General features: G+C 36.7%; 20 protein-coding genes. 15 read left to right on the top strand and 5 right to left on the bottom strand.

Going from position 1 to position 22397, the window contains the following annotated elements; translation table 11 throughout:
• The first annotated feature begins 11 nt into the window (after positions 1 to 11).
• The 8 genes from AC4G3K_RS13890 (at position 12) to AC4G3K_RS13855 (ending at position 7961) form a co-directional block, all read left to right on the top strand.
• Complete coding sequence (locus tag AC4G3K_RS13890; protein ID WP_491133686.1) at positions 12 to 872, top strand: MurR/RpiR family transcriptional regulator; 861 nt, start codon at positions 12 to 14, stop codon at positions 870 to 872.
• Positions 873 to 894: 22 nt separating this feature from the next.
• The gene (locus tag AC4G3K_RS13885) at positions 895 to 2259 is read left to right on the top strand and encodes a PTS transporter subunit EIIC (RefSeq protein WP_491075066.1); all 1365 of its coding nucleotides are present in this window, start codon (positions 895 to 897) and stop codon (positions 2257 to 2259) included.
• Positions 2256 to 3260 carry a MupG family TIM beta-alpha barrel fold protein gene (locus tag AC4G3K_RS13880; protein WP_491133685.1) on the top strand — a complete coding sequence of 335 codons (1005 nt, stop codon included), beginning with the start codon at positions 2256 to 2258 and terminating at the stop codon, positions 3258 to 3260. Before AC4G3K_RS13885 ends, AC4G3K_RS13880 begins: the two co-directional genes overlap by 4 nt.
• Positions 3261 to 3474: 214 nt before the next feature.
• The gene (locus AC4G3K_RS13875) at positions 3475 to 3726 is read left to right on the top strand and encodes a GlsB/YeaQ/YmgE family stress response membrane protein (protein WP_491133684.1); all 252 of its coding nucleotides are present in this window, start codon (positions 3475 to 3477) and stop codon (positions 3724 to 3726) included.
• Positions 3727 to 4345: 619 nt separating this feature from the next.
• Complete coding sequence (locus AC4G3K_RS13870) at positions 4346 to 4477, top strand: DUF6254 family protein (protein WP_491075069.1); 132 nt, start codon at positions 4346 to 4348, stop codon at positions 4475 to 4477.
• A 114-nt stretch (positions 4478 to 4591) separates the two neighbouring features.
• Positions 4592 to 5206, top strand: a complete 615-nt coding sequence (locus AC4G3K_RS13865) for a PH domain-containing protein (protein WP_491133683.1) — start codon at positions 4592 to 4594, stop codon at positions 5204 to 5206.
• Positions 5207 to 5751: 545 nt separating this feature from the next.
• A complete protein-coding gene (locus AC4G3K_RS13860) occupies positions 5752 to 6147 on the top strand; it encodes a hypothetical protein (protein ID WP_491133682.1) in 396 nt (131 codons plus the stop codon).
• 164 nt (positions 6148 to 6311) lie between these two features.
• The gene (locus AC4G3K_RS13855; protein WP_491133681.1) at positions 6312 to 7961 is read left to right on the top strand and encodes an FAD-binding dehydrogenase; all 1650 of its coding nucleotides are present in this window, start codon (positions 6312 to 6314) and stop codon (positions 7959 to 7961) included.
• Positions 7962 to 8113: 152 nt separating this feature from the next.
• Here AC4G3K_RS13855 and AC4G3K_RS13850 read toward each other — a convergent pair whose 3' ends face one another.
• Positions 8114 to 9880 (bottom strand): glycoside hydrolase family 3 protein, encoded by a 1767-nt coding sequence (locus AC4G3K_RS13850; RefSeq protein WP_491133680.1) that lies wholly within the window; start codon positions 9878 to 9880, stop codon positions 8114 to 8116.
• A gap of 637 nt (positions 9881 to 10517) precedes the next feature.
• Positions 10518 to 11015, bottom strand: coding sequence for a phosphatidylglycerophosphatase A family protein (locus tag AC4G3K_RS13845; RefSeq protein WP_491075074.1), 498 nt, complete (start codon positions 11013 to 11015; stop codon positions 10518 to 10520).
• 124 nt (positions 11016 to 11139) lie between these two features.
• On the opposite strand from AC4G3K_RS13845, the gene yutH reads away from it, so the two are divergent.
• Positions 11140 to 12153, top strand: a complete 1014-nt coding sequence (gene yutH / locus AC4G3K_RS13840) for a spore coat putative kinase YutH (protein ID WP_491133679.1) — start codon at positions 11140 to 11142, stop codon at positions 12151 to 12153.
• A gap of 97 nt (positions 12154 to 12250) precedes the next feature.
• Here the strand turns inward: yutH and AC4G3K_RS13835 are convergent, their stop codons facing one another.
• On the bottom strand, positions 12251 to 13075 hold the full coding sequence (locus AC4G3K_RS13835) for an STAS domain-containing protein (protein WP_491133678.1): 825 nt from the start codon (positions 13073 to 13075) through the stop codon (positions 12251 to 12253).
• 506 nt (positions 13076 to 13581) lie between these two features.
• Here AC4G3K_RS13835 and AC4G3K_RS13830 point away from each other — a divergent pair.
• Positions 13582 to 14343, top strand: a complete 762-nt coding sequence (locus tag AC4G3K_RS13830) for an ion channel (protein ID WP_491133677.1) — start codon at positions 13582 to 13584, stop codon at positions 14341 to 14343.
• Positions 14344 to 14937: 594 nt separating this feature from the next.
• On the opposite strand, the gene AC4G3K_RS13825 is transcribed toward AC4G3K_RS13830, so the two are convergent.
• Positions 14938 to 15423 (bottom strand): hypothetical protein, encoded by a 486-nt coding sequence (locus AC4G3K_RS13825; RefSeq protein WP_491133676.1) that lies wholly within the window; start codon positions 15421 to 15423, stop codon positions 14938 to 14940.
• 417 nt (positions 15424 to 15840) lie between these two features.
• Between AC4G3K_RS13825 and AC4G3K_RS13820 the strand changes: the two genes are divergently transcribed.
• From AC4G3K_RS13820 to AC4G3K_RS13810, 3 genes are all read left to right on the top strand, one after another.
• Positions 15841 to 16089, top strand: a complete 249-nt coding sequence (locus AC4G3K_RS13820) for a hypothetical protein (protein WP_491133675.1) — start codon at positions 15841 to 15843, stop codon at positions 16087 to 16089.
• 290 nt (positions 16090 to 16379) lie between these two features.
• Positions 16380 to 17888 carry a sensor histidine kinase gene (locus AC4G3K_RS13815; protein ID WP_491133674.1) on the top strand — a complete coding sequence of 503 codons (1509 nt, stop codon included), beginning with the start codon at positions 16380 to 16382 and terminating at the stop codon, positions 17886 to 17888.
• A 224-nt stretch (positions 17889 to 18112) separates the two neighbouring features.
• On the top strand, positions 18113 to 18874 hold the full coding sequence (locus tag AC4G3K_RS13810; protein ID WP_491133673.1) for a sporulation protein: 762 nt from the start codon (positions 18113 to 18115) through the stop codon (positions 18872 to 18874).
• Between the two features lie 337 nt (positions 18875 to 19211).
• Here AC4G3K_RS13810 and AC4G3K_RS13805 read toward each other — a convergent pair whose 3' ends face one another.
• Positions 19212 to 19472 carry a hypothetical protein gene (locus tag AC4G3K_RS13805; RefSeq protein WP_491133672.1) on the bottom strand — a complete coding sequence of 87 codons (261 nt, stop codon included), beginning with the start codon at positions 19470 to 19472 and terminating at the stop codon, positions 19212 to 19214.
• Positions 19473 to 19836: 364 nt separating this feature from the next.
• Here AC4G3K_RS13805 and AC4G3K_RS13800 point away from each other — a divergent pair, with 364 nt between their 5' ends.
• Both AC4G3K_RS13800 and AC4G3K_RS13795 read left to right on the top strand, forming a co-directional pair.
• Complete coding sequence (locus AC4G3K_RS13800) at positions 19837 to 19971, top strand: hypothetical protein (RefSeq protein WP_491133671.1); 135 nt, start codon at positions 19837 to 19839, stop codon at positions 19969 to 19971.
• 285 nt (positions 19972 to 20256) lie between these two features.
• Entirely contained in the window at positions 20257 to 22329 is a 2073-nt protein-coding gene (locus AC4G3K_RS13795; protein ID WP_491133670.1) for a thioredoxin domain-containing protein, read from the top strand.
• Positions 22330 to 22397 lie beyond the last annotated feature (68 nt).

The following is a 22397-nucleotide window of genomic DNA, read 5'->3' as shown; positions in this document are numbered from 1 at the left end:
GGTGATTATAAGTGATTTCTGGAGTATTGAAGATGGTAGTGAACATGGTGGGACAATTACCAAACTCAGAGAAGAAAGTCGCTGAATATATATTAGAAAATCCGTATGAAGTCGTAAATTGTAACGTCAATGAATTGGCAGAAAAGACAAATTCAAGCGGGGCTGCCGTCATCAGGTTATGCAAGTCACTCGGGCTGAATGGCTTCCAGGATTTGAAGGTTCGGATCGCCGGTGATCTCGGTAAGCCAGAGGAACCAGGATACAGAGACATTGAACGGAATGAAACCGCCGAGATGATAGTCCAAAAAACTTTGAATAACAGTATACAAAGTTTGCGTGATTCTTCTGAGGTAATCAACTACGAAGAACTAAAAAAAGCGGTCAATGTGCTGTTGAAAGCAAAAAATGTCCATTTCTTCGGAATCGGAGCATCCTCGATCATCGCCTTGGATGCGCAGCAAAAGCTGCTTCGGATCAACAAAGGAGCAACGGCATTTTCGGATGCGCATCTTGTGGCAACATTGATTGCTAATGCTGAGCCGGATGAGGTGGTGTTCACAATTTCATTTTCTGGTGAAACAATTGAGGTCATCGAAGTTACGAGACTTGCAAAGAAACAAGGCATCCAAACGATCAGTTTAACTAAATATGGGCCCTCATCGGTAGCAGCATTAGCCGATATTAATTTATATACATCCTATTCGAAGGAAGCCCCTTTTCGGAGTGCAGCCACTTCTTCAAGGCTGGCTCAGCTGTTCATGATTGATATTTTATTTTTAAGCATGGCAACAGAGCAGTATGAAGAAACGGTCAAATCCATCGATAGGACGAGAGAGGCTATTAGGTTTATGAAAGGCAAGACAAACAAATAAACTTTTTTTGGGGGGTAAGAGAATGGCTGGTCAAGGATACAAAATTCTGGCTGAAAAAATCTTGGAGCAGTTGGGTGGGGCAAAAAATATTAAATCCTACACGAACTGTATGACACGTCTTAGAGTCACACCTTATGATGAATCACTCGTGAATAAAGAAGCTATTAAAAAAATTGATGGAGTCCTAGGCTTTGTTGAAGAAGAAACGCTGCAAATAATCGTCGGCCCTGGGCATGTCAATAAGGTCACGGAAGAATTCGCCAAGCTGGTTAAAGGGTCAGGGGAGATCAATCTTGATGAGCGGGCTTCAAGTCTGAAAGGTGAGCTTAAAAAGAAAAACAGCACGCCATTTAAGCTCTTTTTGAGGAAAATTGCAAGTATCTTTATTCCTTTGATTCCTGCCTTAGTTGCTTCAGGTTTAGTCAATGGGATATCCAAGGCGATCATCCAAGCTGGGTGGTTATCGGCTGAATCGCAACTTGCTATCATTTTAACGGTTATCGGCGGAGGGTTGTTCACCTATTTAGGTATATTCGTTGGGATCAATACCGCAAAAGAATTCGGAGGCTCTCCTGCACTGGGCGGGTTAGCAGGTATATTAATTATTAACCCAGCTGCTGCTCAAATTGTCTTGTTCGGGGAAGAGTTGTTACCCGGACGCGGCGGATTGATTGGGGTTATGTTTGCTGCAATATTTATGGCTTTTATCGAAAGGAATGTCCGAAAGTATGTCCCGGCATCGCTTGATATTATCGTAACGCCTACAGTTGCTCTTTTGCTTACAGGAATTATGACATATTTAGTATTTATGCCTGTTGGAGGATTCATATCCGACGTGATTACAGACGGATTGACCGCCGTGCTTGATATTGGAGGAATGTTTGCAGGATTCGTTCTTGGGGCGACATTCTTGCCGTTGGTTGTGACAGGCTTACATCAAGGTCTCACTCCTATTCATTTGGAATTGATTAATACAATTGGAGACGACCCATTATTACCTATACTTGCTATGGGTGGTGCCGGCCAGGTAGGAGCTGCGTTCGCTATATATATGAAAACAAAGAAAACACGTTTAAAAAGAGCAATTGGTGGCGGACTTCCAGCAGGTATCCTGGGAATCGGTGAGCCATTGATCTTCGGGGTAACATTGCCCCTCGGCCGCCCGTTCTTGACCGCATGTTTGGGGGCAGGTGTTGGTGCAGCATTCCAAGCGCATTTCAATATTGCAACAACAGCCATCGGGGTCTCCGGATTACCACTTGCATTCCTTGTGAACAATGGTGAAGTTCTGCTCTACTTAGTAGGAGTATTGATTGCTTATGTTGCTGGCTTCATCTTTACGTACCTGTTCGGGTTCAAAGATGAAATGGCGGGTGAGTATGATTGAGCGGAATATCCTTTTATCTAAATGATCCACTGGCAGAGGAACGTATTATCAAAGCAGGCCAAATGGGAGTGAAGAGGGGATTTACCTCGCTTCATATCCCGGAGGAAGCGGGTGAGCTTGCTATACGTGCCAAAAAGCTGCTAAACCTGGCTAAAGAATTTGGGATTGACGTATATGCCGATGTTTCCTTAAAAACGCCGGGTCATTTAGGTATAGACAGTTTGTTTCATCTGCAAGAATTGGGTGTTACCGGTCTAAGGCTGGATGACTTCTTTGATATTGGTTTCATTGTCAGCTTGGCAAAAAAATTTAAAATTGCAGTCAATGCTAGTGTTTTGTTCGAACGGGATATACAGGCTTTGCTAAATAACGGACTCAAAAGTGAACAGTTAATCGGGTGGCATAATTTTTATCCGCGGAAGGAAACGGGATTAAGCGCATCATTTTTCCGGGAGCAAAATGAATTTTACTCACGGTATGGTATTCCAGTCTTTGCTTTTGTGGTGGGAACTGGCGAGAAAAGAGGTCCATTATTTGAAGGTCTTCCGACTCTCGAGCAACATCGCCATAAAGATCCTTTCGTAGCTGCGCTTGAACTATATAAAGAGGGGGCGTCAGATGTATTTGTCGGCGATCCGAAGCCAGGAGTAGACTTGATAAAGAGGATGATTGACTTTGATAATGGAAAAATTGTAATCCAAACGGAGCAAGGATTTGATAATCTTGGGGAATACCGCTTACGACCCGATTCCTCCAGGGACGTTCTGCGTTTCATGGATACAAGGGTAGCTGAATCTGTTCCGCCTATGCTAAATAATCACCGTCTGAAAGGAAGTATTACAATTGATAATGACCTTTATGGGCGTTATCGTGGGGAAATGCAAATTACGCTGACAGATTTACCTGCTGATGAACGAGTTAATGTCATCGGAAGGGTGAAATCTGGTGACTTGCCAGTTTTGGATCATGTGAAGCCCGGAATGGCTATTGAATTAGTATAGGATTTATGAAAACTCCACAGATTCTACTAAATACCTTTTAAGAGAGACTTTTATTAGTATCTATCTTAAAGGGTATTTTTAATACTAGGTGGCTTGGTCATTGTAACTACGTTAATTAGACTAAATAAAAAAGAATAACATGTCCGCTTTCCCTCCAAGTAAAGCCATTTAACTGCTCCTTACATATACTGGCCAAAAAGGGAGGAGTCTTAGAATGTCCTTTATTGGCATCCTGTTTGTTGGTGGCTTTATTGGTTGGATTACGGGATTACTTATTTATGAAAACGTTCATAATGGGATGATTGGAAATTTCCTGGCTGGTATAGTTGGTGCTTGGCTTGGTACAGGTATTATCGGTGAAATGGGTCCTGATCCGGGAGGATTTTATTTGTTACCTGCATTTATTGGAGCCCTTTTTCTCACTCTGATAGTGAGCTTTATTTTAATAAAAACGAGTAAATGGTAGTATTATTTCTTTCGTCTCCTCAAAATCTAATTTTGAGGCTTCTTTAGGTTTATGGAAGAATCGTTATTAAGATATTCCTTATTAGGGTATTTTACTAAAATTTATATCTTCAATTTAAATGTTTAGGTTGGTTTAATTGAATGATTGTTCGTGTGCGTTTATTTAATACAAAAAGTAAAGGCGGACAAACTAGTTATACAAGTGTAAGGATGAAGTACTGAAAGATCAACGTTTTAAAATAGCTCATACTCATAGGGAAGCCATAATTGGCATTGCCTTGTTGTAAAGTGGCTATTCAATATGAAATATGGAGTTTCCCATACTGATTAAGTCATAACCAGAACAAACAGTGCATATTTAACTTTCACTTTCTAATACTAAATAAGAGAAGGAGGATAGTATGTCTAACAGATAACTTGATGCAGGATCAAGAGAGTAAGCAGGGCTTTGATTCCAGTAAAACGATACTGAATTCTCTTATGGAATTAGGAAGTGCCAGCGCGAATCTAGCCCATAAGAATAAAATTAAAACGCTAAGACATCAAAAAATTAAGGAGAATGGGGCAGTATACACTCATCAAATACACCCATGAACCAAATTTATAATGGAGGTATAAATATGTCTCATACAAAAAAAGAAGAAAGAAACCGGAAACAAAAAAAGAATTCACAATCTCCTCATGAAGAAGTAAACAGTTATAAAAAGCTTGGTGAAGAAATAGCAAAAATAACGAAAATATACGAAGATTAATGATATGAAAACTAATGGAAAATTCTTGTGTTTTTACAAGCATAAATGAAACGAATTTTACACTAATCATTTTTCTGATATAGTAAAAATATCAACTAGAATGAGGTGATATACATGTTAAAGAAAATGGCTTCTGATGCGCTTGGTTTGTCTGACGTTGGTACTATTATTCCGCCAGAAGATTATGATAAGACGGATGCTGATGACTATGTAATGCATGAGGATAATGAGAAGATTTACTTTCTCATTAAAACGAAGGCAGATGAATATTGCTTTACCAATTTGGCTTTGATCCATGTTGATGGAGAGAATGCTATCTCATCTAAACGGTTATTAAAACGATACCCATATTCTAAGTTTAAGATTACCAATGTCATGCTTGAAACAGCAGGTCGGTTGGATATGGATACAGAGATCAAGTTTGATGTAGGAAATGTTCATTTTGATATTGATGTGAAGAAAAATCAAGTTGAACAATTAAAAGATTTATATAAAGCATTATTACGTATTGAGGAGATCACTTATGAAAACTCCATTCAAATGAATCATGCCAAAGAAGGGCTTGAACGAGCGGTTCAAACTTTACAAAATTCAAGATCTGAAGAAACTTCATTAACAAACACATACAAAGGGATAACTGAATTTACATTTGAATGGTTAAAATCATCCTATAATCAGTATCACATGAAGGATTTTGGTGCGATTTTTGAAAAATACATTAATAAATAATTTTGCCTGGCATAGAGTGCATTGCTTTTTAAATGAGTAACTAAAAGGGGGAGTACATAAGTCTGTATACTTTATGGACTCCTTTTCTATTTGCCCCATCCTATTTATTCCTTCTAATATCTTCAATAACTACCTCTAATATAAGTCTCATAATATATATGAATGTTACCTTACCATCCTTTATTGGACCATCCACCTTCAGTCAAGGCACCTGCATCTGTTTTTCCCCAATTTCCGTAGCCACATATGTTTGATCCACTCTCTTCACAAATTCAATCATAGAATACATAGTCCGTTTCGTTAGATTCAAGAAGTGGTACCCCTGCTTTTTTCAAATAAATCCTTAATCTCTCAGAGCAATTCATCAATAAATAAATGAAATAAAATGATACGGTGCGCCATATATTCATATAAATGGTAGAGGTATGTACACCATCTTTTTCATAAGAAAAACGGAAAATGCTATGCCGGCAATTGTCATGAAGGAGACACGACGGAGCTTATGAAGGAAGAAAAATGTATAACCATAGAGGGGGAAAAAGAAGATGGCTAAGAGATATAAAGTGATGATTATCATAGCAGCAGTATTGATATTAGGGATAGTGGCCTTTACTATCTATAAATATTACTCAGACGCGGAAAACAAAATCATCAGGACGGCCAAGGAAAAAGTGGAAGATGCTTCATCAAAGGGAGAAACTTTTGAATTCATCGGAAAGAGCAAAGTCGAGTACAACAAAGATGACGATCATTATGTCGTGAGTGGATTCATGGAAGTCAATGATGAATATGAGGCTGGACGCAGAGAGATGTATATTGCATTAGTGGACGAGAACATGGGGGAGTATCAAGCTACAGAAGTGGAACGAACAGATGATGAAGCAAAATATGAATTCGTGGATTATTTCTCCGATGAGGAAGAGGATGAGGATGATTATTGAACCAGTCTGGTACTAGGCTGGTTTTTTATTTATAAAAATGTTGATTTATGGCTCATAAATTTAAGCAAAGTAAATTCATCTTTTTATACCAGTATACATACCTAAATTATGGAACTGTAGTTTAATATAAGAGTATAAACGTTTATCAAAAAGGGGGTAATGCATTGGAGTTCGATGCGATAGTTATTGGGGCTGGTTTGGCGGGTTTGGTGGCTACAGCAGAAATTGCAGATGCAGGGAAAAAGGTATTATTGCTAGATCAAGAACCTGAAGCATCATTAGGCGGACAAGCTTGGTGGTCATTCGGTGGTTTATTTTTAGTAGATTCCCCAGAACAACGTCGTATGGGTATTAAAGATTCCAAGGAATTGGCTTGGCAGGATTGGATGGGTACTGCAGGGTTTGATCGAGATGAGGAGGATTATTGGGGCAAAAAATGGGCAGAAGCGTATATTGATTTTGCTGCTGGGGAAAAACGAGCTTGGCTTCAAAAACAGGGTGTCCGCTTTTTTCCTGTAGTTGGTTGGGCAGAAAGAGGAGGTTATTTGGCTGAAGGACATGGTAACTCAGTACCAAGATTTCATATTGTTTGGGGAACAGGGCCAGGTATTGTAGCGCCTTTTGAGAAAAGGGTAAGAGAGCATATTAAAAATGGAATAGTTGAGTATCAGCCTCGTCACCGTGTAGATGAACTGAACAGCGGTAATGGGATAATTCAAGGAGTAAAGGGTTCTATACTGGCAGCCAGTTCGGCTTTAAGAGGCGAGAAAAGCAACAGGGACGTTATCAGCCATTTTGAGTTTTCTAGTAAAGCAGTTCTTGTATCTAGCGGCGGTATCGGTGCCAACCATGATTTAATCCGCGCAAATTGGCCAAAAAGACTGGGGCTGCCTCCAAAGAACATGATTTCAGGGGTCCCGGCACATGTGGACGGTAGAATGCTGGGGATATCAGAAGAGGCGGGTGGCCGTATTGTAAATCCAGATCGTATGTGGCATTACACAGAGGGGATCAAAAATTGGAACTCGGTTTGGGAAAACCATGGCATTAGAATTTTGCCAGGTCCGTCCTCTATTTGGCTGAATGCAACAGGCCAGCGCTTTCCGGCCCCCAACTTCCCAGGCTATGATACACTTGGCACCCTGGAGGCTATTCAAAAAACAGGGTTTGATTACTCTTGGTTTATTTTGACACAAAAAATTATTGAGAAAGAATTTGCGCTATCCGGTTCTGAGCAAAATCCGGATTTAACGAATAAAAGTATCCGCAAGGTCCTAAGCAGAGTACTTCCTGGTCCTCCTGGTCCGGTAAAGGCATTTATGGATCATGGCGAGGATTTTGTCATTGCCGATAACTTAATGGAACTGGTTAAAGGAATGAATGAATTAACAGTAGAGAATCTATTAAATTACGAAGAAATTGAAAGACAAATAAAAGCGAGAGATCGTGAAATGGAGAATAAATTCACCAAGGATCTACAGATAACCGCTTTACGGGGAGCAAGACATTATATAGGAGATAAATTGATCCGTGTTGCTAAACCACATAAAATACTGGATCCTAAAAACAGCCCATTGATTGCGGTTCGGTTACATATTGTGAGCCGGAAAACACTCGGCGGTTTACAAACAGATTTATCTGCTCGAGTTCTTAATTCTAAAGGTGAAGCTATTCCTGGTTTTTTTGCAGCTGGTGAGGTCTCTGGGTTCGGTGGGGGAGGAATACATGGATATCGTTCGCTGGAAGGGACATTTTTAGGTGGGTGTTTATTTACCGGACGGGTAGCAGGCAGAGCGATCGCTTCCTATGTTTAGATTAAAAAAAATCTTACTTTATATAGTAGATTTTAAAAACAGAAGTAAAGAAAATGTGTGTTTTCTATGTCTGGTATGAAAAATTAGTCTGAGGAAAATAGAGAAAAAGGATTAAACCGAAAAAGGTTTAATCCTTTTTTGCTTTTGACAGATTAAATGTAAGTATCTTTTAATCCGCAGTATGCATCAACTGGGCTGTCACCCTTGAATGGTGATTTACCCATCATTTTTTCTACTAGTACTTCAATTGTTTCTTTATTACCATCATACGTGTTGATGTATGTTTTAACTTGCGGTACATCCGCTAAGTGGAATGGGTAGTTTACAGAAACAAAAATAGTTGGTACTTCATGAACGTAGAAAGGAATATCAGGTGTTCCTTTTAAAGCATTCCAAGTCATACGTTGAACAACTTCACCCATTTTGATATTAGCGATATTAATGATTAAATCATATTTATCCGTTAATTCTTTAATAGGGCGTTTTGCTGCATATGCGTTCATGATGCTCTTCATTTGTTCTTCTGGTGGCAGGTCCGCGATTTTATCCATTGGAGATTCGTGAATTTCCACTTCAAAGCCTTGTGCTTCAAGCTCTGCTTTTAGAAGATCGATTGGTTTAGGTTTGTTTCCGCTAATTAATTTACTGAAGGCACCTTCAGCCGTTTTTACGTTAACTAATAATACTCGTTTGTACTTCTCAGGAGTAACAGGCCAGATATCTTGTTTGTCTTTTACTAATGTGATGGCAAGATCTGTAACTTCTTTAAATAGCTTAACGTTTTCAGGAAGACCGATTTGTTTAAGTGCTTCTTCTTTCGGCATCATGATTTCTGTTTTTGCTTTTTTGTGAAGTCCTAAAGATGCTTTAAGACCAAGGATACGAGTAAGAGCAGCCTCTAAACGCTCTTCTGTAATAATACCGTTTTTGTATCCGTCCATCATGTAACCGAAATCTTCATCTGGATCGTTGAAGAATAAGAATAAGTCACAACCAGCAGCAATTGCAGTTGGAAGCATTTCACTGCGTTTCATTGCAGATGTCATCGCAACCATGTGGCTCGCATCTGTAACAACAACACCGTTGAATTCTAATTTACCACGCAATAAATCAGTGATAAGTTCTTTAGAAAGTGTTGCTGGCAGTAAATCTTCATCTGTAAGACTTGGGTTAAAGTGCTTAGAATAAGCAGGCATATGGATGTGACCAGCCATAATGGAAGGTAGGCCAGCATCGATTAAGCCTTTGTAAACTTTTCCGAAAGTTTGATCCCATTCATCACAAGATAAGCTGTTAGGCGCGAAAGATAAATGTTGGTCACGCTCGTCAACACCATCACCAGGGAAGTGTTTAGCAGCAGGAGCGATTCCGCTTTCTTGAATACCTTTCATGTACGCCAAGCTCATTTCTAAAACTTGATCTGGGTCGGAACCGAAAGTACGGCTTGAGATGATTGGGTTACGCCAGTTCATATGGATATCAACAATTGGCGCAAAGCTCCAGTTACATCCAATAGCAGATGCTTCTACACCAGAAACTCGACCCATTTCGTATGCCCATTTTGCATCCTTTGTTGCACCAATTTTAACTTCAAGACCTACTTCTGTACCATCTGTACAAGCACCATTACCGCCAGCTTCTGTATTAGCAGCAATCAATAATGGAATTTTGCTGTTTTCTTGAAGTATTTTATTTTGATCATAAACTTCTTCAGCTTTACCAGGGTTGTAACGAACAGCACCGATATGGTAATTGTTAGTCATGCCAGTAAGATATTCTTCTGTACGGCTAGCTCCCATGTTTACGAATAATTGACCAATCTTTTCTTCGATTGTCATGGACTTGATTGTATCTTCTACCCATTTAATATCTTCGTCAGATAAATGGTAAGGTTTTGCTTTTAAATCCACTTTAGTCATCCTATGTAATACTCCCTTACTGTTAATTTGTGAAAGTTCTTCTTTATCATCTTGTAGTTTGTACATTTATGCTTAATTTATGACTTGAAATTGATAAAAGAGAAAGCGCTGGCATTTATGAGCACCAAACGCGAGCCATCAAGTTAGGCCTGGAAACACAAAAACCAACAAAATGAATAAGTCCTCCACTGATACACAAGTATTCTAGCATACCAGTTAATAGATTTCCATATAAAGTTCAATATTTCACAAACTAAATTGGGTTAGGAGGATATTTTCAGAAAGAGAAACATACACACGACTGTCACGAGCTTTATCGTTATCTATAAAAATTAGGGAATTATGATAATGATAAGAATAAAAGGGGGACATTACCCCTTTTCATTCTAGCTGCTATAGGTGCTCTTATCTTTGTCCTATATACAATAGAGCTTGCAGTAGAAGTGAATTTTGAAGAAATAGAACTGGCGCTAGTGAATGATTAACTAACAAAAGATGGTACGAAATAACATTTTCAAGAACGAAAGAGACAAGAGTCGCTCTTTCGTTCTTTTTGGTGAATCTTCAAGAGTTTATATTAATCATTAAGTGAATGGAGACATTCATAAAAATCTATTCCATAAAAACGCAGTCCTTTTTACTCTAAGTTCTCTACACTGTGGGCCAGGCGACTGGATGCTGCCGCCGCAATGGCACCCACAATATCATCCAAAAAGGTATGGCATTCACCGGAAGATTTATCATTCAGCTTCTCCAGTATTCCTGGTTTCTTCTTATCAATATAACCGTAATTCGTAAAACCGATGGAGCCATATACATTAACAATACTAAACGCTAATATCTCATCAACCCCATATAATCCTTCATCTGTTTTAATAATGGATTGTAAAGGTTCCTCCAGCATTCCTTTTTCAGAGAGCATATCCAGTTGAATGCCTGTTAATATGGCATTTTGAACTTCACGCTTGGATAGCACGCGTTCTACATTGTGAATGCATTCATCTAAGAGCAGATTATCATGATATTGATGCTGTAGGTACAACACTAATTCACCAATATCTTGAACCGTCACTCCACGGTCATGCAACCATTTTCTTGCTGTTTGTTCAGTCATATCTACAGGTTTCCCTTTCATACGAAGACACCAACTTCCATGAAATATAGTATGTATATCGTGATGTTAACCACATATAAAAGTTATCTTGCCCATATACTTATCATAGTAAGCAATTGAATAAGAGGTGATGAAGAAAATTGTGATGAACAAACAAATATTGTACGAAAAATATGGGATAACAGTAGATCAGGAAAAGACTAGTGGAGCGATGAAACAATATGCCGGCGGAGGAAAGGACTTCTTAAGTTTCGAAATCTATATGGAAGAGCAGGAGCTTCAAGAACGAAATAATCTCGCTTATCATTTGCAGAACAAAGGGGAGAAGGGAGTATGGCTTCCCCTGTTAAATAATGAGCAAAAGTTATTGACCGAAATAGATAGTAAAAGCTTTGTGGTTTGTATAAAAGGGTTAGAGATGCCTGATTTGCTAGAAGTAGGCAGAGAGTTGGCGATATTCCATTATCACGGCAGGACGATTCCGCAACGTATAGAATTTTGCTCAAGAATCGGAAAATGGAAAGAAATGTGGGAGCAACGCATCGATCAGGTCGAAAATGTTTGGAGAGATAAGTTGGCAGCTAAGCCGCAAAATGATTTTGAAAAATTGTTTATTGATAGTTATCCCTATTACGCTGGCCTTGCGGAAAATGCGATTCAATATTTAGTAGATACCGAAATAGACGAAAATCCAGAGATGGTTGATGGAGGTACTGTTTGTTATGATCGTTTCACGTCAGACACATGGGGACCTGGCTCACACGGTAAACTGTTTAGTGAATGGGTTTTTGATCATGGAGCGAGGGATATTGCCGAGTGGATTCGTGCGTATTATTTTAAACAGCCTAATACGTATCATCAAGGCGTGGAGTCATTTTTACGCCACTATCAATCCATTACGCCTTTATCAACTTTTTCTGCTCGAATGTTATTTTCAAGGATGCTGCTGCCGGTACATTTTTTTGAAATCATAGAACAGTATTATGTAACAAAATCTGAAGGAGAGAAAACACGCTTGGAAGAACGATTGTTACATGATGTGAAACATTCTAATTTGTATGAAAAAATGTTGCGTGAAATATATGAACTGGCAGGTATCACTAAAGGGAATGTTAGATTGTTTATTCCGGAATGGATCATGAATGGGAGGCTGGTTTAGGCTAATTTCATTGTTTTAGACATTCATTTGGGTGTCTTTTTTTGATTTCACTATTTTATAACAACCCCCGCTTTGTATGACCCGAGAGTGCTATGTATCACAGTAAATCTTTAATAGCTAAATGTAAACTTGAGAAGGTTTTAGCTGTAGTTTTTATTCCTAAACTAACCATTGTTTGGGCGATTTCTACACGGATACCAGATAAACGAGTTCCTATACCGATAAGTTGCAACGCATCCATCACTTTAAATATTTGATGAGCAACCATCGTATCGATAACCGGGACACCTGATAAATCTATGATCATATAATCTAAATTATATTCACTTCCTGACTTTAAAGCCTTTTCCATTAAGTGGCTTGCTCTTTTAGTGTCCATAACTCCTATGATAGGAATAATACCTATAGTGGATGTAATCCTAACAACAGGAATAGAAAGTTCAAAAGCTGTCGTTTCTGCCAGGACTATTCTTTCTGCGTATTGGGAAGAAAACGAAAAGGTAAGCCAGTGGATTGCTTTGTCCACAACTGAATCAAATTTTGAAATAGTTGCATAGAAAACATCGAGGCTCATTGAAGATTCCTTAGCTTTATTTTTGATGATTTCTCCTATTTTTTCACGGTAGAACCTTACTTCTTCAATGGCATCATCAAGTGTTAAATTCAGGTTTACGAGTAAATCAACCGTTGCCTTGCTCCATTCTTTTAAAATAGTAAAGGTATCGCTTTGCCCTTCTACAAAAGATAAACCATAAATTTCGATAAGGTTTATTCTCCATTTATTGATTATCATATTGATTTCATCAGTATATGAATGGGTGTCATCATCAAATCGTATTTTAGCTAAAATATCCTTAGAAGAGAGTATGTGATTTGAAAGGTCTTTTGAAAATAGATCTATACTACTATCAATGCTATGCATATAACAACTCCCTAATTTCCAACGATTTATGAATTAAATTAGTTTTTACACAAATAAAAAAACCTTACCAGGATTATGTAAAAGATTTTTCAATTTCAACCCATATTTATTAACCCCTGCGAAAGTATATATCTTATTTTCTCTAACATACCAGTTGAAAAAGTTACTGTAAAGAAATACCTAAATACAAAATATTGCATTTTTTACCAAATCAGACGGAAGATTACTGCTTTTATATAGAGAAATTTATACTATTAGTGATTTTTAAGAGGAAAAATGTAGTCAAATATTAACACGAACAGCAATCAATGTATTCTAATGAAGGTTGGAATCAGTGTATTTAACACCACCCATAATCTTAACCTTTAAATGTCGAATATCCATAAAAGGAATAAAAATCCAAATGTTACTATATTAAATTGGTAGTTCACTATTATAATAGAGAGATAGGACTATAAATTTATGGAATGAAGAGACTGGTTTCCATTGCTGGAAGAGGTGTTTTAATGATAATGTTACGCAATTTATATTTCAAACTAACTCATATGTCATGGTTACTATTAACCACATTGACAATATGCTTGATTGTGTTTAGTACAGTCATGTTAAGAGTAGTGGAGCCCGATACATTTTCGACCTATATGGATTCCTTCTGGTTTACAATGACAACGATGTTAACTGTCGGATATGGGGATATGTCACCATCTACAACAGACGGCAGAATTTTCACGATTATATTTCTTTATGTGGTTGGTATTGGCTTATTTGCAACATTCATTGGAAAAGTCATGGAAGGCTTTACGGTTTATAGAAAACGCAAAGAGGGCGGCGAGATTATGTTTGAAGGAAAGAACCATATTGTCATCATAGATTGGTCACATAAGGCACAAATTGCGGTTAAAGAGATTCTTGATAAAAATAAAAGAGCGGAAATTGTTGTAATTGATATGCTTGAGAAGCTTCCTTACGTGAATGGAAATATTCATTATATAAAGGGAGAGGCGTCGAATGTTGAAGTATTAAAGAAAGCTAATATTCAACATGCAAAATCAATTTTAATATTTTCAGATGATAGAATACAAAATCAAACCTTAACCGACGGTAAATCACTGATGATTGCCTGTGCAGTTGAAAGAATTGCCTCTCATGTACATACAGTCGTAGAAATTGAAAGAGAAGAGCATGTTGAGAATTTCTCACACATTAATATTGATAAATTTATTCTATCGAATGGAACAATTGCCAAGATGGTAGTCGATGCGATGTAAATAGATGACAGAGAACTTTTTACGGAGATTGTTCTAGAGTGTATATTTATATAAATATATTTTCTATTTATTCAACTTGGAAAGACCATGAGTGATCATATAGTGTTCTTTTGACTATAGCTTTAACCTCAGGAAAAATAAGTTAAGCGTGCGGACTACATAGTTAATACCTCTTTTCCTCATATACCACTGGAGTAGCCTAATATATGGTGGAATTAAAATAAAGGGGTTATTACAGTAAGCTTGCTTTTAATGCCTATAAGTGAATTAACCATCAGTCTGCAACTAATCATTATAGGTACAGCCTTAATGATCATGCTCGTTAATTTTACTATCACCTATATTAAGACAGGAAACAGGTTTAGAAAGAAAGGTTGATAAGTTGAAATCAGAGCGGCAAATGGGTTGCTTCTTGAATGAAATTCTTATATTAATAACCATGAGTTTTCGAACTAGAATCTAGTGATGACTTATAAGAAAAAGCATCGATCAGATCGGTGCTTTACTGTTGTTATGTCCGTTTATAGTTACAAAGTGATAAGGCAAGGAAACTTCCTTATTTTGAATGTTTCAAACATTTATTCATGCTGCTTTTTATTTGAATGACTCAGCTATTCCGATCATATCTTCTTTTGTTAGTTCTACGGCATTTTTCCCTGAAGCAGCAACTTGATATTCGAAAATATAATGATAATCTCCATCTCTCCAATGAACAGATGAGGCTAAATCATCCTCTGCATAAAACCCATCATGACTATTAATCCTTATCTCTTTATATCCATCTGGTTTCCCATCGTATGTTACCTCTTTTGTATGTACCATAAGCATGAATTTTTCATCATTTTCCCCTGTAAACTGTACATCATGTACAGAAGATTCAGGAAAAGTCTGTGGATTAATCTCATATTCTTTGATTTCCATAGGAAATATAGTTGGTAATTTCGGTTTAATTTTTTGTTCTTCTTTTAAATATTTTCGTATTTTTGTCGGATCATAGGATATTCCAGCAGATGCTTCATTATCGTTGCAGCCAATAAGCAAAAGGGAGATTCCGAGTAAGACAATATGAATTATTCTCATGATAAGCTCTACCTCCAAAATTATTTTATCGTAATATAAAGATGTATATTCTATAAAAAAGTAAGAACTCCTTTTTCACTAGATATGTTTTATTTGGACTTTATTCTTGGAGGTAAGGGTGTGAAAGATTAAATCAGAAATGCTATGTTTCCTAACAACACTGTTACTGTAGACTTGGAAAAACTACATTACGCGGACATTATGGGAACATGTTTCCGTATCTATGGTGGGTACTAGGATATGTTATTATCATCCTGGTTATTTCATATTTGTATTTAAAGAAGACTAAAAGATTATTAGTTATCATAGATTAGAAGGATCATTTTGGTCTTGGATTCAAATGAGTCTTTTTATGAATTACATAAGAGGGATTTTACAATATATTGATAAAATTTAAATTAGTAAAGGAGGATGGGGATGAATAAATACGGTAAATTATCTATAGTGACAGTTGGTATCTGTATAGTCTTATCTTTTTTTATTACGGAAAATATGACATATCCCAGATTGGTTTTATTAGCGGTTACAATCATATCTGTGACCGGAATCATTTTTGCTTTTTTATCAAAAAAAATAGCGAGCATTATTATCGGTGTCATTCTCAACAGCCTTATATTGGTTGGCTTACTTATATTGATTCTAGTTGTAGGTATAGGTATAAATTAAATATCTTCATTATTAAAAGAGTATCAAATTAAGCATCTTTAATAGCTTACTCCTCATCTATTTATAATTTGAACTCAAAATGTAGAGATCCCTTTGATTGCGTCTTTCCAGAAGGAACGGCGTTTATTTTTGCTTCAAATACACCTTATTGACTAAGTCCTCAATGAAGATTTATTCTTTCACCTAGATAAATAAATGGAATTAAATACATATAATAAACTTTTATTATTTTGATATAATTAATTTCTCTGTTAATTTGGTTAATTGAAAGGAATTTTTAAAGATAAAAAATGGTTAGATTTATAAAGAACTTGAAAAATAATCAGCGGGCGTATTTTATATTTGCCTACTGTTTATTTATTCTTCTTGTGTTGATTACAACAGCTTTATATGGCTATAACAAAATGTCAACTCTCTTTAGGAAAGAAGCATTTGAATTGTTTCCAACTCATATTTGGGTAGAGCATGCTTTGTATGAAGGTCAGCTTAATAATGAGGAATTTACTGATTTTCTTCAATCTATTCCTAAAGATAATGAATATATTTATGTTTATAATCAAGAAACGAAGTCAAAAGCATTATATTACAATGACACAACAACATTACATGATGATGTTGAAGGAATTGACGGCATTTTACTACTGTTGTTAAACAAAACGTTAATGCATATCGACCTGGGTGAGGTCTATAATGTTTTTATTGATCAAAATTTATATATGAAACTGGCAAATGAATCTAATTCAATTTTTATCAGGATTGGTCATGAGGTTGAATCTGATGCTTTTTCGGGTGAAATTGTAGCATTTCGTGACATTAGTAAAACTCTATTGCCGGCATACAAAGCAACGGTCTTTCAATGCGCTTTAATTATTGGGCTCGCTGTATTGTTTATTATTATTAAATATAAACTTATGAGAAATCTATATTTTACTCCTCTGGAAAAGATGAGGATTCATTTTCAAAAAATGTCAAGGTACCATTTAGAGGCTTTCATTTATAAAAAGCCTATCATGCCAGAAGTTAAAGAGACAATTGACGCAGTTAATAGGATGATGTTGGAATTGCAGGATGGGCTTAAAGAGACAAAATCCTTTCTAGATGAGATGGTCCATGAAATAAAAAATCCAGCCCATAATATTAAAAATGAACTAGAATTGATAGATGATATGCTACCTGAAGCAGATGAGGAAATGAAACACAGAATTCAATCTGTTATGAATGAATCGGAAAATATCACCTCATTGTTATCCAGTATCAAAATCATTTACGATATTTATTACTTAGGAGGGTCTCCTCCAGATAGCTGGTTGAATCCTGTCGAGCAAATCAAACCAATTTTCGAAGAATATAAGGAAAAATATCCTGACCGACAATTTCATTTCAAATATCATATTAATCCAAATATCTATATATGGATTGACCAAGGTTCAATCGAGTTACTGGTGAGAAACTTACTGGATAACGCCATTAAATACTCTAAAAATGGCTCCTCAATCTTTATTGGCATTCGGGAGTATAATCAGACCAATAAAATTATCATAGAGGTTGTGAATTCTGGTTCTAGTATCGAATATAATAATCTTGGGAAAATCTTTGGAAAATACTATCGTACCAATTCGGCCAAAGCGCTAACGGGTGGTGCAGGAATTGGACTTTGGCTTATCCATAGCATTGCGGATATCTATAATGCTAACGTACATGTGCAAAGTTCAACGAATACAACCGGATTTGCGATAGCCTTTCAGCATTATAAAATAGTAGAACAAGAAACACTTGATGATGAAGCGATCTCTTCGTAAAAAGGGATCGCTTTTTTAATACCTTTTGAAACACATTGTTTTTAAGAGAATGTGATAAGGAACAGATATGAGGATTTTCTCGGCAACAAATGGACAAAGAGGAGGAGAATGAAATGTTTAGTGGTTTTTAATTAGGAAAATTATGCTAATTATTAATTGCAGAGTGTTATTATCCGCTCTTTATATAGTAAAATAGACATATAATAAGGAAATGAGGGATTTACATGTTTGATAAACTGCTTTCGTCTATTGGGATTGGTGCTGCTAAAGTTGATACAAGGCTTACGAGAAAGAGTTACATCGTCGGGGAAACTATTGAAGGAGAAGTTTATATTAAGGGTGGAAAAAACGAGCAGGATATTGATACGATCTATTTAACGTTAATGACCGACTATGAAGTCGAAATTGACGATAAAAGGGTAAGACGTTCTTTGGCCTTGGATAAAATATTATTGACTGAGCCGTTCAAAATTGCTGCCAATGAGGATAAAGTGGTGCCATTCCAAATGAAAATTCCTTATGAAGCTCCCGCTACATTAGGTAGGACGCGCCTTTGGATCCAAACGGGTCTAGATATTAAAATGGCAATTGATCCTCAAGATAAAGACTTTCTGGAAATCAAGCCACATCCGCTTGTGACAGGTTTCATTGAGGCTGCAGGAAAATTAGGGTTCCGCTTGCATCAGGTAGATTGTGAAAAGACTCCTTCGTATTTCAAAAATGGCTTGCCGTTTGTTCAAGAATTCGAATTCAGAGCTAGATCCGGGGAATTTGCGCGAAAACTGGATGAACTAGAAGCTGTGTTCCAGTTGACTGAAAATGAAGCAAGAGTATTGCTGCAAATCGATAGGAGAGCCAGGGGATTCTCAAGCTTTTTAGCGGAATCATTAAACATGGATGAATCTTTTGTTAAATTTTCTTTTAACAAATCAGATTTAAGCACGCTTGATCGGACATTAGGGGATATCATTAGAAAATATTGCTGACAAGTACATAGTCAGGATTAGATATCTTACATTAATGAATACCAAGACTAAACAAACTTTGAAAAGCGTATCCGAAATTCGGGTACGTTTTTTTATCTGGATAACAGTGCAATATAGGTTAATAAGGAATTCATACTCTCATTCAAAGCACTCTATTGGTGTATTTGGGTACATAAAACTCTTTTGAAAAGATTAAAAAGTGGAAACGTTGATAAATTGAAAACACAATGCAAGGCAATAAACTTGCTTCTGTAGCCGATTCATTCAATGCTTTTTTAGTAAAAGTAAACTTGAAATTAAACTAACTGATAAAAAAAATGCCTACTGAAGGCATTTTTTATTCTGCTTCCTCTTCATCATCCAGGCTAGGATCAGAATATGTTATGATGATTTTCTTATCATCATGCAACACATCTACCGTAATACCCCATCCCATTTTATCGAACGCTATCCCATTTCCGTATTCGGAAGATCGAATCCATAAAAGACAGTCTCTTTCTTCGTCGAATACAACAAAGCTAGTATCATTTTTATCGCTAATTACATGTACGTTAGCCTTGCTTTTTATCTCGATATTCCAAGATTTAAATGTATACATATTTATTCCTCCTGCTTATCTACTATTCTATCTAATAATTACAGTTAATTATACCATATTTTTACTTTATTTATATTTATTATGTTATTTAATGATTGAAATAGAAGTAGTTTAATTATTAACTTAACAAAGTTTATTGGATAGATTTACCAAACAAAATTATTCTAATTTAAGATTTCTATTGTTTTTACTGTTCAGTGTTTGTTATCAACATGGTGGATGATTCCTTTATTGATATTAATCCTGATTCTTATAGGTATTTATTTGTATAGAAAGAAGAAACAGAAAACCAGGAAGTGGTTATTCCTATTCATTTTGATATTACTTCTAATTCTTTTAATTCGATTAATCCCATGATATAGCCATGGATTATATTGATTTGTATGCAGAAGCGAAACAAGATGAAATAGAGCGAGAAAAGGAAACTGTACTGAAAACAAGTGAAGCTACAAGTTTTATGAAAGAATCGAAACGTGCAGGATATGGTGACCACCGTTAGACAGAAACGATGATGGTATCGCTTGTAATTAAAAAAGAAGGAGAACTACGGTTAATTAATGGTTAAAAGGAGATATTCTTGACTACTGGTAAAAGCAAAAGGTATTCAATAAAGATGCCTTTTTTTGTTGATCATAGACCTTATGAATCAATAAATACTGTGATTAAGTTTATACTAATTAAAGACGTGTATGGTATAGAGAGGATTAACTTATCCAAAACGAGCGAAGTGGGTATGTAAAACTGTATAATAAATCATTTTGCTATCGAAAGGAGCATGAACGATATGGACGAAAAATCTAGGTCAAATAGACTAATAAATGAAAAATCACCCTACCTTTTGCAGCACGCTTATAATCCAGTGGACTGGTATCCATGGGGACCTGAAGCATTTGAAAAAGCGAAACAGGAGAACAAGCCTGTGTTTGTCAGTATAGGTTACTCGACTTGCCACTGGTGTCATGTGATGGAAAAGGAAAGTTTTGAAGATCAAGAGGTAGCAGAGATAATTAATGAGCGGTTTGTTTCCATAAAGGTGGACCGGGAAGAACGTCCGGATTTGGATTCCATTTATATGTCCGTGTGTCAGGTGATGACGGGACAGGGTGGTTGGCCGCTCAATGTATTTTTGACGCCTGATCAGGTTCCCTTTTATGCAGGCACTTATTTTCCGAAGACCAGTCGATACGGGCGTCCGGGAATCATTGATGTAATAACTCAATTGTATGATACATATCATAATGAGCCACATAAAGTAAAAATTACTGGCGAGCGTCTTAAAGATGCCATTATGCCGGCGAAACAGGAGTCTTCGAAAGAGAAATTAACGATGGCTGCCTTAAATGCAGCTTTTCAACAATTCAAGCGTGTATTTGATAAACAGAATGGTGGGTTTGGCTCTGCCCCAAAATTTCCGACTCCGCATAATTTAATGTTCCTATTACGTTACTATCATATGACCAAAGATCAGGAAGCCTTGAATATGGTGTTGAAAACATTAGAGGGACTCTCTAGAGGTGGAATTTACGATCATATCGGATTCGGTTTCTCGCGTTATTCAACTGATGAATTGTATTTGGTGCCACATTTTGAAAAGATGCTGTATGACAATGCCATGCTGTTAATTGCCTATACAGAAGCTTATCAAGTAACCGGGGAGGCCTCACTGAAAGATATCTCAGAACAAATTATTAGCTATGTACTGCGGGATATGAGGCATCCAGACGGTGGATTTTATTCTGCGGAGGATGCTGATTCAGAAGGTGTTGAAGGGAAATTTTATATATGGGACTACTTTGAAATATTTGATCATTTGGACGAAGATTTAGCAGAATTATATTGTGCGGTGTATGATATCACGCCTGAAGGAAACTTTGAAGGGGAAAATATTCCTAATCTGATCCGTGAACCGATTGATTCATTTGCTGCCCATAATGAATTAGATGCCAATGAAGTCCGTCAACAATTAGAGAAAGCAAGGAATATTTTATTTCAGGTTCGTGAGGAGCGGGTACATCCACACAAGGACGACAAAATCCTTACTGCATGGAATGGATTGATGATTGCAGCTTTAGCGAAATCGGCGAGAGTATACGACCATCAGGAAGCGCTTGATGCAGCCAAACGTGCTATCCGGTTTATTGAACAGAACTTAATTAAGGACGGGAGAGTCATGGTCCGTTACAGAGAAGGTGAAGTCAAACAGGAAGGCTTTATCGATGACTATGCTTATCTTCTTTGGGCTTATATTGAACTATATGAAACCACTTTTGATTTATCGTATCTTGAAAAAGCAAAAACGCTCACGAATCAAATGAATGATCTTTTTTGGGATGAGGATCATGGCGGATTCTTTTTCTATGGAGAAGATAATGAAGAATTATTGATCCGTCCAAAGGATGTTTATGATGGAGCGTTACCATCAGGCAATAGTGTTGCAACCTTACAAATGCTACGTCTGGCTCGTTTAACAGGTGAGTATTCACTGGAAGAGAAGGTTCAAAAGGTTTTTGACGTATTCAGCGATGATGTGATTCATTATCCAATGGGCCATACGTATATGTTAATGGCCTATATTACGACCCAGATGAATATGAAAGAAGTGATCGTATTAGGTAATCAGGATGCAGAGAACAAATTCATCTCTCATCTGCAAAAAGAGTTTCACCCACAATTAACCTATTTAGTAAATAAAGATTCTGCTTCTTTCTCAGGAATAGCTGACTTTGCTGCAGACTATTCCATAATAGACGAACAAACGACCTATTATATTTGTGAGAATTTTATTTGCCATCGTCCAGTTACAGAGGGAGTCGAAGCAATCATGCTTTTAGATCCTGATAAACAGGAAGAGAGTTAACTTTTTGTAAAAGTAAGAGGCTGATACTGTATTCTATCGATAGCTATTTAAATTGAAAAGGCAGGAGT

This window comes from Bacillus sp. z26, from assembly GCF_058313635.1.
Note: the sequence above shows the minus strand (reverse complement) of the source record. Positions and strands in the feature narration are given on the sequence as shown.